The sequence below is a fragment of the Pseudarthrobacter sp. LT1 genome (assembly GCF_035621795.1).
Classification (GTDB): domain Bacteria; phylum Actinomycetota; class Actinomycetes; order Actinomycetales; family Micrococcaceae; genus Arthrobacter.
Genome location: NZ_CP141830.1, coordinates 1,040,047 through 1,053,086 on the forward strand (window position 1 = coordinate 1,040,047; position 13,040 = coordinate 1,053,086).

At 65.7% G+C, this 13,040-nt stretch carries 13 protein-coding genes; 6 read left to right on the forward strand and 7 right to left on the reverse strand.

The features are described from left to right. The first annotated feature begins 84 nt into the window (after window positions 1-84). The 3 genes from VIK36_RS05015 to VIK36_RS05025 all read left to right on the forward strand — a co-directional run bounded on the left by VIK36_RS05015 (window position 85) and on the right by VIK36_RS05025 (window position 2,921). Window positions 85-750, forward strand: coding sequence for a DUF6318 family protein (locus VIK36_RS05015; protein ID WP_324644302.1), 666 nt, complete (start codon window positions 85-87; stop codon window positions 748-750). A gap of 250 nt (window positions 751-1,000) precedes the next feature. After that, window positions 1,001-1,735, forward strand: coding sequence for a PKD domain-containing protein (locus tag VIK36_RS05020; RefSeq protein WP_324644304.1), 735 nt, complete (start codon window positions 1,001-1,003; stop codon window positions 1,733-1,735). A gap of 115 nt (window positions 1,736-1,850) precedes the next feature. Further along, complete coding sequence (locus tag VIK36_RS05025) at window positions 1,851-2,921, forward strand: alkene reductase (RefSeq protein ID WP_324644306.1); 1,071 nt, start codon at window positions 1,851-1,853, stop codon at window positions 2,919-2,921. A 234-nt stretch (window positions 2,922-3,155) separates the two neighbouring features. On the opposite strand, the gene VIK36_RS05030 is transcribed toward VIK36_RS05025, so the two are convergent. Beyond that, window positions 3,156-3,473 (reverse strand): hypothetical protein, encoded by a 318-nt coding sequence (locus tag VIK36_RS05030; protein ID WP_141157959.1) that lies wholly within the window; start codon window positions 3,471-3,473, stop codon window positions 3,156-3,158. Between the two features lie 130 nt (window positions 3,474-3,603). Between VIK36_RS05030 and VIK36_RS05035 the strand changes: the two genes are divergently transcribed. Then, window positions 3,604-6,036, forward strand: a complete 2,433-nt coding sequence (locus VIK36_RS05035) for a Tex family protein (protein WP_324644307.1) — start codon at window positions 3,604-3,606, stop codon at window positions 6,034-6,036. Window positions 6,037-6,082: 46 nt separating this feature from the next. After that, window positions 6,083-6,418: a hypothetical protein gene (locus VIK36_RS05040; protein WP_255174585.1), complete on the forward strand. Its 336-nt coding sequence runs from the start codon at window positions 6,083-6,085 to the stop codon at window positions 6,416-6,418. On the opposite strand, the gene VIK36_RS05045 is transcribed toward VIK36_RS05040, so the two are convergent. The 6 genes from VIK36_RS05045 to VIK36_RS05070 all read right to left on the reverse strand — a co-directional run bounded on the left by VIK36_RS05045 (window position 6,415) and on the right by VIK36_RS05070 (window position 12,284). After that, window positions 6,415-7,224 carry a YqjF family protein gene (locus tag VIK36_RS05045; protein ID WP_255174586.1) on the reverse strand — a complete coding sequence of 270 codons (810 nt, stop codon included), beginning with the start codon at window positions 7,222-7,224 and terminating at the stop codon, window positions 6,415-6,417. The genes VIK36_RS05040 and VIK36_RS05045 overlap by 4 nt on opposite strands. A 58-nt stretch (window positions 7,225-7,282) precedes the next feature. Next, a complete protein-coding gene (locus tag VIK36_RS05050) occupies window positions 7,283-8,062 on the reverse strand; it encodes an isocitrate lyase/PEP mutase family protein (protein WP_255174587.1) in 780 nt (259 codons plus the stop codon). Continuing rightward, window positions 8,004-9,965, reverse strand: coding sequence for an HNH endonuclease signature motif containing protein (locus VIK36_RS05055; RefSeq protein ID WP_324644308.1), 1,962 nt, complete (start codon window positions 9,963-9,965; stop codon window positions 8,004-8,006). The genes VIK36_RS05050 and VIK36_RS05055 overlap by 59 nt, the downstream gene beginning before the upstream one ends. Before the next feature lie 75 nt (window positions 9,966-10,040). Then, window positions 10,041-10,436, reverse strand: coding sequence for a DUF1622 domain-containing protein (locus VIK36_RS05060; protein WP_324644309.1), 396 nt, complete (start codon window positions 10,434-10,436; stop codon window positions 10,041-10,043). 69 nt (window positions 10,437-10,505) lie between these two features. After that, window positions 10,506-11,366 carry an SDR family oxidoreductase gene (locus VIK36_RS05065; protein ID WP_324644310.1) on the reverse strand — a complete coding sequence of 287 codons (861 nt, stop codon included), beginning with the start codon at window positions 11,364-11,366 and terminating at the stop codon, window positions 10,506-10,508. Window positions 11,367-11,369: 3 nt separating this feature from the next. Continuing rightward, window positions 11,370-12,284, reverse strand: a complete 915-nt coding sequence (locus tag VIK36_RS05070) for an MSMEG_6728 family protein (protein WP_255174591.1) — start codon at window positions 12,282-12,284, stop codon at window positions 11,370-11,372. Between the two features lie 156 nt (window positions 12,285-12,440). Here VIK36_RS05070 and VIK36_RS05075 point away from each other — a divergent pair, with 156 nt between their 5' ends. Further along, window positions 12,441-13,028, forward strand: coding sequence for a hypothetical protein (locus tag VIK36_RS05075; protein ID WP_255174592.1), 588 nt, complete (start codon window positions 12,441-12,443; stop codon window positions 13,026-13,028). Window positions 13,029-13,040: the final 12 nt, after the last annotated feature.

Genomic DNA, 13,040 nt, shown 5'->3' on the forward strand with positions numbered 1-13,040 from the left:
CTGATCGGGGAATTGTGACGTGGGCTACCCTTAAGGCACTGTTCGGAGCAAGCCGTCTTGAAACTACTGGGGGAATAGCGGCCCATGACATCACAGAACTCCTTTACGTCCCGCGCTGTGCCGTCGGGAGCAGCAGCCCTTGTTGTTGGTTTGGCGCTCGCTTTGTCCGGCTGCAACTCCGGAGGGTCGCCGGGGCCGGGCGGCACTTCGTCCCAGGTGGCGGCGGAGACACCAACTGCCAGCGCCGCCGCCACTCCCACCCCAACACGGAGTGCCGCCTACAAGCCCGCCGACGCCTCCGGACCCGCCCAGAACGTCCCCGTGCCTGTGCTGCCCGAGGTAGCTAAGACGGAGACGAAGGAAGGGCTCGAGGCGTTCGCTAAGTACTGGTTCCAGCTCCTCAGCTATGGATACGAAACCGGTGATACAAAGCCCATATCCGCCCTCACCAGTCCGGCGTGCACCATGTGCGAACGAGCAAAGCAAGTACAACAGGGTTGGCATCAAGAGGGGCGGTGGTTGGCCGGTGGCAGGGTGACTACGCCATCAGTTAACACGACATTTGTCGTAGCGCCTGACGGTAACTACCAAGTCGCCGTGCAGGTGTCGCAGGAAGCGCTGAGCTACTACAACGCGGACAAGTCCCTCGATAGTACTGATCCCAAGCCTGCGGACTCGGGCAGCCTGATGTTAGTCGTGTTCCGCGAGGGCTCATGGTTCGTCCAAACTGTTGAGCCGATCGTCGGTTGACGATATGAAAGTCCTGTTCCAATTTTGCGTGCTGGGCTTTCTATTGTGGTCCTTCCTCGTACCGGCCGCAGCAACTGCCGCCACAGAGCACGGCAACGCGCCCATGATTAGTCGCGAAAACGATGGTTCGTCCCCGCCGAAAATGGGAAGCGCACCACCGAAGGGCCACTGGAATTCCGGAGGAGCTGACGTCTCTGGATGGCAATTAGATCCTGGGACAGGCGACTTCTCGAGACCTGAGCCCGGTACCGTGAGTACCGACCCCAACGAGTACAAGTACGAACTTCAATGCCATCTCGGCGGAGGCGACTTCGATACGCCCTGCCTCGCCCGCCAACTCGACTGCAAGGACCGGGAAGACGGCGCCAAGGGCATCCCGGTCATGTGGCTGTCGCGGCCCCGGGGTGTGCCGGGGGCTGTTTGGGCGCATCACTCTGGCCCGACTTGCCTTTACGACCCGAAGCCCGAGGACCTTCTACCCAGGATCGCCGCGGATATCCAGCGGCAGTTCCAGAACCTCCCGGTCAGCGCCGGGGCGGTCGTGGCCCAGCCCAGCCCCAACACCCTCCGGGGCGCCGAGACGAATTTCTACGCGGAAGCGGCTGAACAGCAGTTCGACATCACCATGTTCGGCCAGAAAGTCCACGTGGTAGCCACGCCCGTGCAGTACACGTGGAACTACGGAGACGGAACAGTCTTCGGCCCGCAGCCTTCCATGGGTGGCCCGTTGCCGCAGGACCGGTGGGGCGAGAAGACCCGCACCAGCCACGCGTATGCCTCCACGGGCGATTTCCAGGTTGTCCTGACCACCTCGTTCCAGGGCACGTACTCGGTGAACTCCGGGCCGCCGCTGCCGATCCCCGGCCAAGGCCAGTTCAACGCGCCACCGCAAACCATCAGTGTGTGGCGTTCGATAACGCGCAACTACGCCGACGACTGCAATGCCAATCCGCAGGGACAGGGCTGCCCGGGCGTTGGGGGATAGCGCGGGGACCGAAAAAACCTGTGATCCCCGTCGCACCGGCGCAAGTCCGGAATAGTTGCACGCGCCCCACAGTTGGCAAAGACAGTACGTCTTAAGCCTTCGAAAGGAACTGCGCATGCTGTTTTCCCCACTCACCCTCGGCGAACTTGAACTTCCCAACCGCCTGGTGATGGCACCCCTGACCCGCCTCCGTGCGGGTGAGAAAGGCATCCCCGGGCCGCTCCTGGCCGAGCACTACCGCCAGCGCGCCTCCCTGGGCCTGATCGTCAGTGAGGGCACGTACCCCACCCCGGCCGGCCAGGCCTACCCGGGCCAGCCCGGTATCGTCACCGAAGAACAGGTTGCAGGTTGGAAGACGGTTACCGACGCCGTCCACGCCGAAGGCGGGCGCATGTTCGCCCAGATCATGCATGGCGGCCGCGTTTCCCACTCCGACATCACCGGTGGGCTGCCCATCGTCGCTCCCAGCGCCGTCGCCATTGACGGCGACGTCCGGACTCCTGCCGGCAAGAAGCCGTATCCCGTGCCGCACGCCCTCACCACCGACGAACTCCCCATGGTCATCCAGGAATTCGTCAACGCCTCGCTGAACGCCATCGAGGCAGGGTTCGACGGCGTGGAACTGCACGCGGCCAACGGCTACCTCCTGCACGAGTTCCTGGCGCCAAACTCCAACGTCCGGACGGACAGCTACGGTGGATCACCGGAAAACCGCGCCCGATTCGTCATCGAAACCATCAACGCCGTCGTGGCAGCCCTTGGCGCGAACCGCGTGGGTGTGCGCATTTCCCCTGAGCACAACGTGCAGGGCATCGCCGAGACCGACGCAGCGGACGTTCGTGCCACCTACGAGGTCCTCGTGGACAGCATCGCGCCGCTCAACCTGGCATACCTGAGCATCCTGCACCACGAGCCCACCGGCGAACTTGTCCAGGACCTTCGTGCACGCTTCGGCGGCACCTTCCTGGTCAACACCGGCTTCGGCGTGATCACCACGCGCGAAGAAGCCGTGAACCTGGTGGCGGAAGGCCACGCAGACGCCGTTGTGGTCGGTCGTCCGGCCATCGCCAACCCGGACCTTGCACGGCGCTGGAAGGAAAGCCTTCCGCTCAACGAGCCCGACGCCTCCACGTTCTACGCGGAGGGCGCCACCGGTTACACGGATTACCCGCTGTACCAGGGGTAAGCGGCGGCCCACCCGCCAACCCGGATAAAACAACGACGGCGGCACCCATCATGGGTGCCGCCGTCGTTGGCTGTCAGGGGTGCTGGTCCCGGACAGCGGCGCCGGAGGCCATCCGACGACCCCCGGCTGAAGACTTGTGTGGCCCGCCGGACTCCACTGGAAGCCGGCGGTGATCAGATGCTACTCCAACGAATGGACTCTTACCAGAGCCAGTTTTCCCACCTGGGACGTTAGCTACAGAACGGCCTCGCGGCCTGTGCCTTCCTTCATCAGCAGGCGCCCATCCTCGATCGAAACCAGCACGCTCTTGGGTTTCCCACTGACCTTGGTAATGGCTTTCAACCCCCGATTCGTGACCTCAACTCCCACCTGTGCGCCCTTTGCCGGCAACTCCACGGACACCTCGGATGCGATGCCGAGCAGCGGATTGGTTGAGATTCCCAGGTCCCGGCGCACCTCCTTGCCGTTGACGGTCACGGTGACGTTAGCCTCGTCGAACCCCTCCTGAAACACCACAAGCAGTTCCCGCATGATGGCCTCTTCCTCGAGCATGGGCGCCAGTAACGGCATGTCCACTACAGCACTTTGCCGGGCCCAGCGGAATACCCTCCCGGGCCCTGCTGAATCCCCATCCCCAGGGCGCCTGGTGGAGCCCGGCAGCGCGGTAAGGCAAGATGTTCTGGTGACTCAACTGCCTGCACCTTCCGCCGTCTCCGCCCCCTCCCGCGCATCGGAGGACGACGCGATCTTCGCCCAGATCGCTGCCGAACTGGGGGTCAAGGCCTGGCAGGTAAAGGCCGCGGTTGGATTGCTCGACGGCGGGGCAACGGTTCCGTTCATCGCCCGGTACCGCAAGGAAGCCACCGGCACGCTGGACGACACCCGGCTCCGTGACCTCGACGAACGCCTGCGCTACCTCCGCGAACTGGCAGACCGCCGCGGTGCAGTCCTCGAAGCAATTGAGGCGCAGGGCCAGCTGACGCCCGAACTGCGCAAGGCAATCCTGGCCGCGGACACCAAGTCGCGGCTCGAAGACATCTACCTCCCGTTCAAGTCCAAGCGCCGGACCAAGGCCCAGATCGCCCGGGAGGCCGGGCTGGAACCGCTCGCCGATGCGCTGCTGAAGCGGCCGGACCTGGACCCCGAACACGAAGCCGGGAAGTACCTCAACAGTGACCACGCCATCGGTGACCCCGCCGCCGCGCTCGCCGGTGCCCGGGCCATCCTCGTGGAGCGCGTGGCGCAGGACCCTGACCTCGCCGCAAACCTGCGGGACAGGATGTGGACGCAGGGCCGGATGGTCTCCCGCGTCAAAAAGGGCAAGGAAGCCGAAGGCCAGAAGTTCGCCGATTACTTCGAGTTCGCGCAGGCGCTGGACCGGATGCCGTCCCACCGTGTGCTCGCGTTGTTCCGCGGGGAGAAGGACGGCGTCCTTGAGCTGGACCTCGCCGAAGCCGACCCATCGGACGACGCCGCCCTCACCGCCGCCCGCGCCCGCTACGAGTCCGCAGTTGCCAGGTTCCTCGGGGTCGCCGACCGTGGCCGTTCCGCCGACGCATGGCTGATGCAGACAGCCCAGGTGGCCTGGCGTTCACGCGTGCTGGCCCGCCTCACGTCCGACCTCCGGGCCCGGTTGTTCGCCGCAGCGGAGGACGAAGCGGTCCGGGTGTTCGCCGCCAACCTCAGGGACGTCCTGCTGGCCGCCCCTGCCGGAAACCGTGCCACGCTGGGCCTCGACCCGGGACTGCGGACCGGGGTGAAAGTTGCCGTTGTTGACGGCACCGGGAAGGTGGTGGCCACCGATACGGTCTACCCGCACGCCCCGGCCCGGAAATGGGACGAAGCCCTGGCCACCTTGGTGCGTTTGGCGCGGCAGCACGCCGTCGAACTTGTGGCCATCGGCAACGGGACCGCCTCACGCGAAACGGACAAACTGGCTGCCGAACTGATCAAGCTGCTTCCGGAGGTGGACCGGAAACCCCAGAAAATCGTGGTGTCCGAGGCCGGCGCGTCCGTCTACTCCGCCTCCGCGCTCGCCGCCGCTGAGCTGCCGGGAATGGATGTTTCGCTTCGCGGGGCCGTGTCCATTGCCCGCCGCCTGCAGGATCCGCTCGCCGAACTCGTGAAGATCGATCCCAAGTCCATTGGTGTAGGCCAGTACCAGCATGATGTGACCGCGTCGAAACTGGACCGGAGCCTGGACGCCGTGGTGGAGGACTGCGTGAACGCCGTGGGTGTTGACGTCAACACTGCCTCGCCTGCGCTGCTGAGCCGGGTTGCCGGCGTCGGGCCCCTGTTGAGCGAAAACATCGTGGCCTACCGGAACGAGCACGGACCCTTCAGCAAGCGGACCGACCTCAAGAAAGTGCCGCGGTTGGGCGCCAAGGCGTTCGAACAGTGCGCGGGATTCCTGAGGATCACCGGCGGAGCCGAGCCGCTGGACGCCTCAAGCGTGCACCCGGAGTCCTACGCCGTGGCGAGGGAGATCCTCGTTGCCGCCGGTTCCGCCCCAGCCTCGTCCCTGGACCCGCAGAAGTTCGTCGACGGCACGTTCGGCCTGCCCACCGTCAAGGACATCCTCGCTGAACTGGACAAGCCTGGCCGCGACCCCCGGCCCGCCTTTGCCGCCGCCACGTTCTCCGAAGGCGTTGAGAAGATCTCGGACCTGGTGCCGGGCATGATTCTCGAAGGAACGGTAACCAACGTTGCGGCATTTGGGGCGTTCGTGGATGTTGGAGTCCACCAGGACGGACTGGTCCACGTTTCCGCCCTGTCCAACCGCTTTGTGTCCGATCCGCGCGAGGTGGTGAAGTCCGGCCAGGTGGTCCGGGTGAAGGTACTTGAGGCGGATCCGGAGCGGAAGCGGATTTCGCTCACGTTGAGGCTCGACGACGAACCCGCCGGCGGCGGCGCAAGTTCAGGCCGGCGCGATTCAGGTTCCGGTCGGCGCGATTCTGGGAGCCGAACGACCGAGCGTGCCGGGCGTCCGGACCGCCAACAGCAGGGGAAGCAGGGATCCGGCACGTCCGGTGGGAGTGTCAGGTCGAGCCCCGCATCCCAACCCGTCAACACGGCCATGGCCGAGGCACTTCGAAAGGCCGGCCTGGGCAAGTAGTCCACCAGGTCTTTTGGCGGTGACGGCTTTTCTGCAAGGGTGGGGTATGACCTATTTCCTGGAGTACACCGTTCCCGTTGCCCCCGGCGATGCCGAGTTCGAGTTCCCCAACGATGAGATCAACCCCGGCACCACGGTTCCGCTGACCCAGACGGACGCCGACGTGGTGCACACACCGGTTCTCCCGGCCCGCACCGGAATCGTCGGCGCAACCGTGCCCGAGGCGAAGCTCGAGGCCGAACAGCTGATTACCCACAGCCGCGCCTCGGAAGCATCCCTCTACTTCGATCCCTCTGACTCCCTCCAGGCAGGCGTGGGTACCTTGGTGAGCACGTTCAGCGAAGGCCAGGGCTGGCAGGACGTCCAGGACGCGGGTCTTTAGCCGGCGCTCTCCAGCGTGCGCGGCCTGCCGAACCTTGTCCGGACCCCCGGGGAGTAAAGGGCGGACTCTGGCGGACCGCTGACACTGATCCCGGCGGCTCCTACCAACCCATCGCTGAGCTGGTGGACCTCAGCGCCGAAGAGCGGCCACTCGTGGTGCGTGTTCGGAACATAGATGGTTCTGCCGTGGAAGCGGCCATGCATGCCGTATCTGGCGGTGAGGAAGATGGATAAAGGGTCGGCTGCCGCGGTGTGCAGCTTGGGGATGACCCCAAAGTTGCTGCGGGCGGCAGTGGCGCCCAGCCGGCGCACCGAGTAACCAACGGCGGATCCATTCCGGCCGCCGGGTGTTCCAGCCGCGCCGGTGGCGTGCTGCCGTTCCCCGCCGTTCCCCGGAAAGGGCGGCCATTGCCGGATGCGCGACCACACGTAAGGAATCCCGGCAGCCCGGGTCGCCAGGACAACGGGCAGCCGGTCTGCATCCAGGCTCAGGAACACCACTCCGCGGGTGCCGTCCGGCTCGCGGGAGTAAAGCCGGACGTTCACCTCGTTGAAGCTTCCCAGATACGGGATGCCGGGGCCTCGCCCAAGCGCTGCCTGCTCCATGCGAAAGCCGATCAGGCCAACCCAGGAACTACCGTCGAACACATCGGGTTGGACTCCCTCCGGCATGAACGCGGCGGCGGCAGCCTCCGGAATGCGCCAGTGAAGGAAGACGGCATCAAGCCACCGCTGGTCGGAAAATACCGGCCTGGGAAGTGCCGGCGGCCGCGGCCACACTCCCGCGGTATTCAGGTTTCCGGTCAAGCTCCCACTCCTTCGCTCGGTCCAGGTGGCGAAGCTCCTGGTTTCCGCTATGCAGTTCTCAGTTCAGCGGGCGTGTGTCTTCGGGAAGCTGGCCACCGGCGAGAAGTTTGGCAGCTGTGTCAGCCAGAGCTGTCAGCGCCACCCGCTGGGTCCAGGGACCGTATGAAATGCGGGCCACGCCCAGTTCCTGCAGCTTCGCCGGGGGCAGGGACCCGGGCACGTTAATGACCGAGACCTTGTTCCAGCCGATGCCTTCCACCAGGGCCGTGACCGTGGGCTCGTCCAAAAGGCCCGGGACGAAGACCGTGGTGGCACCGACGTCCAGGAAGGCCTTGCCGCGTGCGATGGCATCCGCAAGAACGTCTTCAGGGTCCCGGTCCTTGCCCTTGAGGAAGGCGTCGGTCCGCGCGTTCAGGACGAAGTCAATTCCCTCTGCAGCGCCGGCATGCACAACGGCTGCCATCTGGTTCACCGCGTCCTCGAGCGGGCGCATCTGGTCCTCGATATTGGCGCCAACAATTCCGACTCCGATGGCCTTGCGGGTTGTCTCCCCAGGGTTCCCGTAGCCGGACTCAAGGTCAGCGCTGACCGGCAGGTGGGTGGCGGCCGCGATGCGGCCCACAAAGCTGATCATCTCGTCGACGGGAATGTTCTCGCCGTCCTCGTAGCCCAGCGTGGCGGCGATCGAGTGGCTTGCCGTTGCCAGGGCCGTGGTTCCCGGGATGTCCGTGATGACTTTGGCTGTGATGGCATCCCACACGTTGACCACTTGGAGGATCTCAGGGGCCTGGTGGAGGCGGAGAAGTTCGGAGGCTTTTGCGCTGCTGTTTTCGGTCATGGGTGAAGCCTAACGGACAGTCTTTGGACACTCTGCGGTGTGGTGGTTGGGGTGGCGGGGGTGGTTTGAAGTAGTGGTTTTGTTGGGGTGTTTGGGTGGGGTCGATGTGGGGTGGGGGGATGAAGGCGGGTGTGCCGGGGGTGGTGGTGATGGTCCATTGTTCTTTATGGATGACGTGGTGGTGGTGGCTGCAGAGCAGGACGCCGTTGTTGGTGGTGGTGGGTCCGCCGTGGGACCAGTAGGTGATGTGGTGAGCTTCGCACCAGGGTGCGGGGATGGTGCAGTTGGGGAAGGCGCAGCCTTGGTCGCGGGTGGTAAGGGCGGTGCGTTGGGCGGGGGTGAAGAGGCGGGTTTTGCGGCCGAGGTCGAGGATTTCGCCCGTGGTGCCCAGGAGGGCGGGGATGATGTCGGCGTCGCAGGCGATTTTGCGCAGGGTGGCGGCGGGGACGGGTCCGGTGAAGGCGAAGGTCCCGGTCCCTGTTTCCACGCTGTGGTCTTTTCCTGCCGAGGTGGCGGGCGTGACGGGGTTGGTGGGGAAGAGGTCTTGGTAGTTGATGGTGGCAATGATTTGGGGTCGATTGCCGCCGGTTATGGGCAGGGTGTTGGTGGCGAGGGCGGTTTTGGCGGCGGTGATGAGGCCGTCGAGTTGTTTCTGGGCGCGGGTGCGCCGGTCCAGGTCGGGAAGCGGGGTGTGCTCGGATGCGCCCTGTTCTGGGGTGTGGTTCGCCGCCGGGGTCTCGGAACTGCCTGGACGGCCTGGATTGCCTGAACTGCCTCGGCTGTCTGGACTCGTTGCTGTGCCGGTGGTGGTGCGTGGGTTGGTGGCGGTGTTCATGACGGTGAGGAGGTGTTCGTATTGGTCGGTGGTGGCGAAGATTTCGAGGTGGTGAAGGCCGTGGCGGGGTTTGCGGATGAAGGCGCCTTGGGTGTGGCGGAGAGCTTCTTCGGTGGGTTCGGTGCCGTCGGCGTCGATGGTGTCGCTCCAGCGTTGGGCCAGGCGGGTGAGGAAGTCCGGGTCGCAGGTGGTGGCGGCGGTGGTGAGGTGGTGTTCGATCGTGTCCAGGGTCTCGAGGGTGGTGTGGTGCCGGAGCCGATCCAGGGTGGCGGTGATGATTGTCGCGGCGTGCGAGGACACGGCCGGGCCCTGAGCCGACCCGGGCCAGGTGCCGGCCTCGGTGATGGATTCGGAGTTGGCGGGGGTATCAGTGCCGGCGGGTGTGAGGGCGGCGGCGAGGTGGGGCCGGGTTGGTGGGAGTGGTTCGCCGGTGAGGCTGGTGGCTGGGAGGACCTGGTGGGCGAGGGTGAGGCGGCGGCGGGCTTCGCGGATGGGGATCCGCAGGCGCAGGCGGAGGAACTCTGCGGTGTTCCGGCACCCGTCATCGGCCGGTGACACCACCGGGCGGCCTGGACGCGTGGGCGGGTTGGGCCAGGTCGCGTCGGTCTCAACCATGGCGGCGGACCGGTCAGCACCATTCGTGGGGGAGATGTTCAGGGTTTCGACACCATTGGTGTCCCACCGGCTGGTCCACTCCCCGGACCGGTTGGCGCGGGCCGTGGCTGCGGCGTCGGTGATGGCCTGGGCGCGGGTGCGGTCCACCGCCCCGGCGCTCAGGAGTTGCAGGTACTCCACGGTCCGGGCGAGGTCCTCGGCGCGGGCGGCGAACTCGGCGGCTTCGAGGTAGGAGGCAGACGCCAGCACGTCCGGGGCGGCCAGGGCAGCGACTGCCAACTGTGAGGCCAGCTCATTCAATACATCCGGCTGACCGGGTCCGGAGGCTGATGGCTGTGGAGGCTCCTCCGCACCGGGGACCGCGTGAAGGTGGGCCGGGTGCGGCAGCCCACTGCCGGCGTCGTACGCTTTCCCGCCGTACACCACACCAAGATGCTCCCCAATGGCCTCCATAACCTCACTCTGCCAGCCACCACTGACAATGAAGACCCCCCAAAACCCCTATGTGGAAAACGCGGGCGGCGGACCTCAGCCGGCGGCGGCGGTGGACCCGGCACGGGCCGCTGAGGGTCCCTTCTGCCACGGCCAGCGCCCGGTGATTTCCAGCTCCAGGGAAAAGCTGAGGAACGTCCTGATCAGCACGATGATGGCCAGCACCCCGACGCTGGCGAACGTGGGCGTGACGGCAACGGTGCGGATGATGTCGGCAGCGACGAGCAGTTCCAGGCCCAGCAGAATGGATCTGCCCAGCAGCTGCCGGTAGGAGCGGTAGAAACTCAGCTTTTCAGCACTTGGCGGAAGCTGCCGGGGCTGATGACCACGGATCGCCAGCGGGAGGGAGACCACCGCGCCGATCACCATCACGGCAACTCCGGCGAAGTCGACCAGCTGCCCAACCGTCTCAATGATCTGCCGAAATTCCATGCCCTGCCTCAACTAAGGCCAAGGCCCGCCCAGCGGGCCCTGGCAGTGGTCAGGGGACGGCGGACTCACTCACGGATGGCGGACGCCGTTCCCCGCTATAACGTCCCTGTACCCTTCCCGGAATGTCGGAAACGTGAAGGAAAATCCAGCGCTGCGGAGGAGATCGTTACGGCAGCGCTTGTTGCCCCCGCGGGCAGGTCCTGCGTCACCCACCTTGGGTTCAGGGAAGCCGAGTTCAGCTGCCAGGAATCGCAACACCGCGCCGAGGTCGGCCGGCTCGTTGTCCACGCCGATGTATACGGGGCCCGGTACAGCTGCCATCCCGGCAAGATGCACGATGGCAGCCGCGGCGTCGTCGCGGTGGATCCGGTTGGTGTAGCGCACGTCTTCAGGGATCACGGCAGAGCCCGTCTTCACCTGGTCAATCAGGCGCGTCCGTCCCGGCCCGTAGATGCCTCCCAGCCTGAGCGAGACGCCGGCTGTACGGGTCCCCGAGAGCCTGGCCTGCAGGAGCCCCTCGGCTTCCAACAACACCCGGCCGGAAAACCCGCCCGGCTCCGCTGCGGTGGACTCATCCACCCAGCCGCCACCCGCGTCCCCGTAAACGGCAGTGGAGGACACAAAGATGATCCGCTCAGGCGACACCTGGTCACGCTCCAGGGCATCAAGGACGTTTTCCACGCCGCGTACATACGCAGCGCGGTATGCCTCCTCGGCAGGGGAGTCAGCAGCAACAGCGATGACGACGGCGGTGGTGTCCGCGGGGACGGGCGGCAGGTCTTTCGATCCCAGGTCAGCCGCGGCACCTTCGATCGCCGCCGGCAGTTTCGCGGGGGAGCGGCGCCAGCCCACAACCCGGTGGCCCAGGGCAGCAAACCGCAGCCCAGCCTCGGTGCCCAGGTCCCCGCACCCCGCCAACAGAACCGTCATGGCCTACGGTGCCTCCACCGGGAAGAACACGCGGGGATCCTGCAGCAGGGCAGGGTACGCGAATGCCGAACGGTCAATGATCTCCATGACTTCGAAGTTCCTGCCGAAACGGCCGTCATCGAGGGTAAGGGGGCGCCCAACCACCTGTCCTACGGCGAACTTGGCCCCATTCTCGAACGGAACAGCAACCGGCGTTTTTCCCGGAAGGGTCCGGAAGGCCTCCTCCTGCGCCAGGCGCTTACGGGTGGGCTTCTTCATCTGCGGCCTGGGCGGCGCCTTCTTGGGGGCCCTGGAAGGCCGGCGGGACCCGTCCTCCACGTACACGGGAGAGTAGCCGTCGCCCCCGGCCGCCGCGGCGGCTGCAGCATTCCGGTTCACGGGTGGAAGCGCCACGGTGGTCAGGGACTGGGGGTCGACGTCGTCGTGCGGCTCCCGCAGGATCCACAGAATGTCCCCTTCCGGCTCCTGCGGCAGGAACTCGTGCCGCGGCTCCGGCCAGACGTAGTCCATATCCGGGATCGCATCCGGGAAAACGCGGGAGTAAAACTTGGGTTCCTTGTGCACCAGCTTGGAACGGTGGCTCAAATGGAAGTCAGGGTCCCCGAGCCACGGCGGCATCACAATTTTGGCGGCGTAGTCAGGGTGGGCTGCCTGCGGCGCGAACTCCGCGATGTTCGCGCGGGTGTTGTCCGGGTGGCCGCGCTCGATCCATTCGTCCGCCATGGCCAGGCCATACATGGTGAGGGCGGGTACGTGGCCCATCCACATCCGGATTGCCGGATGGGTCTGCCAGCCGTACTCCGGAATCACCAGGGCACGAAGGGTTTGCAGCGCTTCAACCCGCTGCTTGCCCAGCCGTGCGGTGTCCAGGGCTTTGGCGCTTTCGCGGAAGTCAGGGTACGGGAGGAAGGTTTGCATCTATTCAGTCTGACGGCATGCGCCGGATGTTCCAATTACAGTGCGCAGGACCACGTGAGGCAATGCAACGTGTCCAAATAATGGACACCTACATACGGCTTTCAGCTGAAACCACTAAGATCACCGCAACCACCCCCGCGTTTTGGAAGCTCTCTCATGACATCTACACCTGACAAAGCCGTCGACCACGCCCGCACCGCGTTGCCCCGCTACGGGCAGATGCTGGGCCCGGAAGCCCAGGGAATCCTGGTTCTGGACGAGTTCACAATCGATCCCGCCGCCGCGCGCAAGGATCAGCACCGGTTCCGCGATGGCATGGCTGCCGTGGCCCGGACGGTCCGCCGCATCGCCGCCCTCCGGGTGGTCATCGCGCTCGTGGCCATTGGAAACCTGCCACTGTTCCTGCTCTCCAGCGGCTGGTGGATCTATGGTGTCTCGCTGACCCTCGTGGTTGCAGTGCACGCCGCCGTGACACTGCTCAACCGGCACGAGCCGCGGCTCAAGCAACGCTCCGCGCTGGAACTGCACATGCACCGGGAACGCAGCGCCAACTACCGGCAGCTGCGCGACGCCGTGAAGTACATGATCGACACCCCCAGCCGGATGAACGAGCACCTCTACCTGGAGCTGCTGGCCGTCAAACGGGTTGCCCTGAATCTTGCACATGGCACGGTCGCCCTGCTGGACACCAGCGACGAGTCCGCGTGGAAGGTGCGGATCGTCCGCGAGCTCCCCGCCAGCTGACAGTCCAGTCCC

Bases quoted from the DNA above. Each gene is read 5' to 3' on its own strand.
- VIK36_RS05055 (WP_324644308.1), bottom strand. From the start codon at position 9,965: ATGGAGGCCATTGGGGAGCATCTTGGTGTGGTGTACGGCGGGAAAGCG.
- VIK36_RS05025 (WP_324644306.1), top strand. From the start codon at position 1,851: ATGCTGTTTTCCCCACTCACCCTCGGCGAACTTGAACTTCCCAACCGC.
- VIK36_RS05060 (WP_324644309.1), bottom strand. From the start codon at position 10,436: ATGGAATTTCGGCAGATCATTGAGACGGTTGGGCAGCTGGTCGACTTC.
- VIK36_RS05015 (WP_324644302.1), top strand. From the start codon at position 85: ATGACATCACAGAACTCCTTTACGTCCCGCGCTGTGCCGTCGGGAGCA.
- VIK36_RS05030 (WP_141157959.1), bottom strand. From the start codon at position 3,473: ATGCTCGAGGAAGAGGCCATCATGCGGGAACTGCTTGTGGTGTTTCAG.
- VIK36_RS05065 (WP_324644310.1), bottom strand. From the start codon at position 11,366: ATGACGGTTCTGTTGGCGGGGTGCGGGGACCTGGGCACCGAGGCTGGG.
- VIK36_RS05040 (WP_255174585.1), top strand. From the start codon at position 6,083: ATGACCTATTTCCTGGAGTACACCGTTCCCGTTGCCCCCGGCGATGCC.
- VIK36_RS05070 (WP_255174591.1), bottom strand. From the start codon at position 12,284: ATGCAAACCTTCCTCCCGTACCCTGACTTCCGCGAAAGCGCCAAAGCC.
- VIK36_RS05075 (WP_255174592.1), top strand. From the start codon at position 12,441: ATGACATCTACACCTGACAAAGCCGTCGACCACGCCCGCACCGCGTTG.
- VIK36_RS05050 (WP_255174587.1), bottom strand. From the start codon at position 8,062: ATGACCGAAAACAGCAGCGCAAAAGCCTCCGAACTTCTCCGCCTCCAC.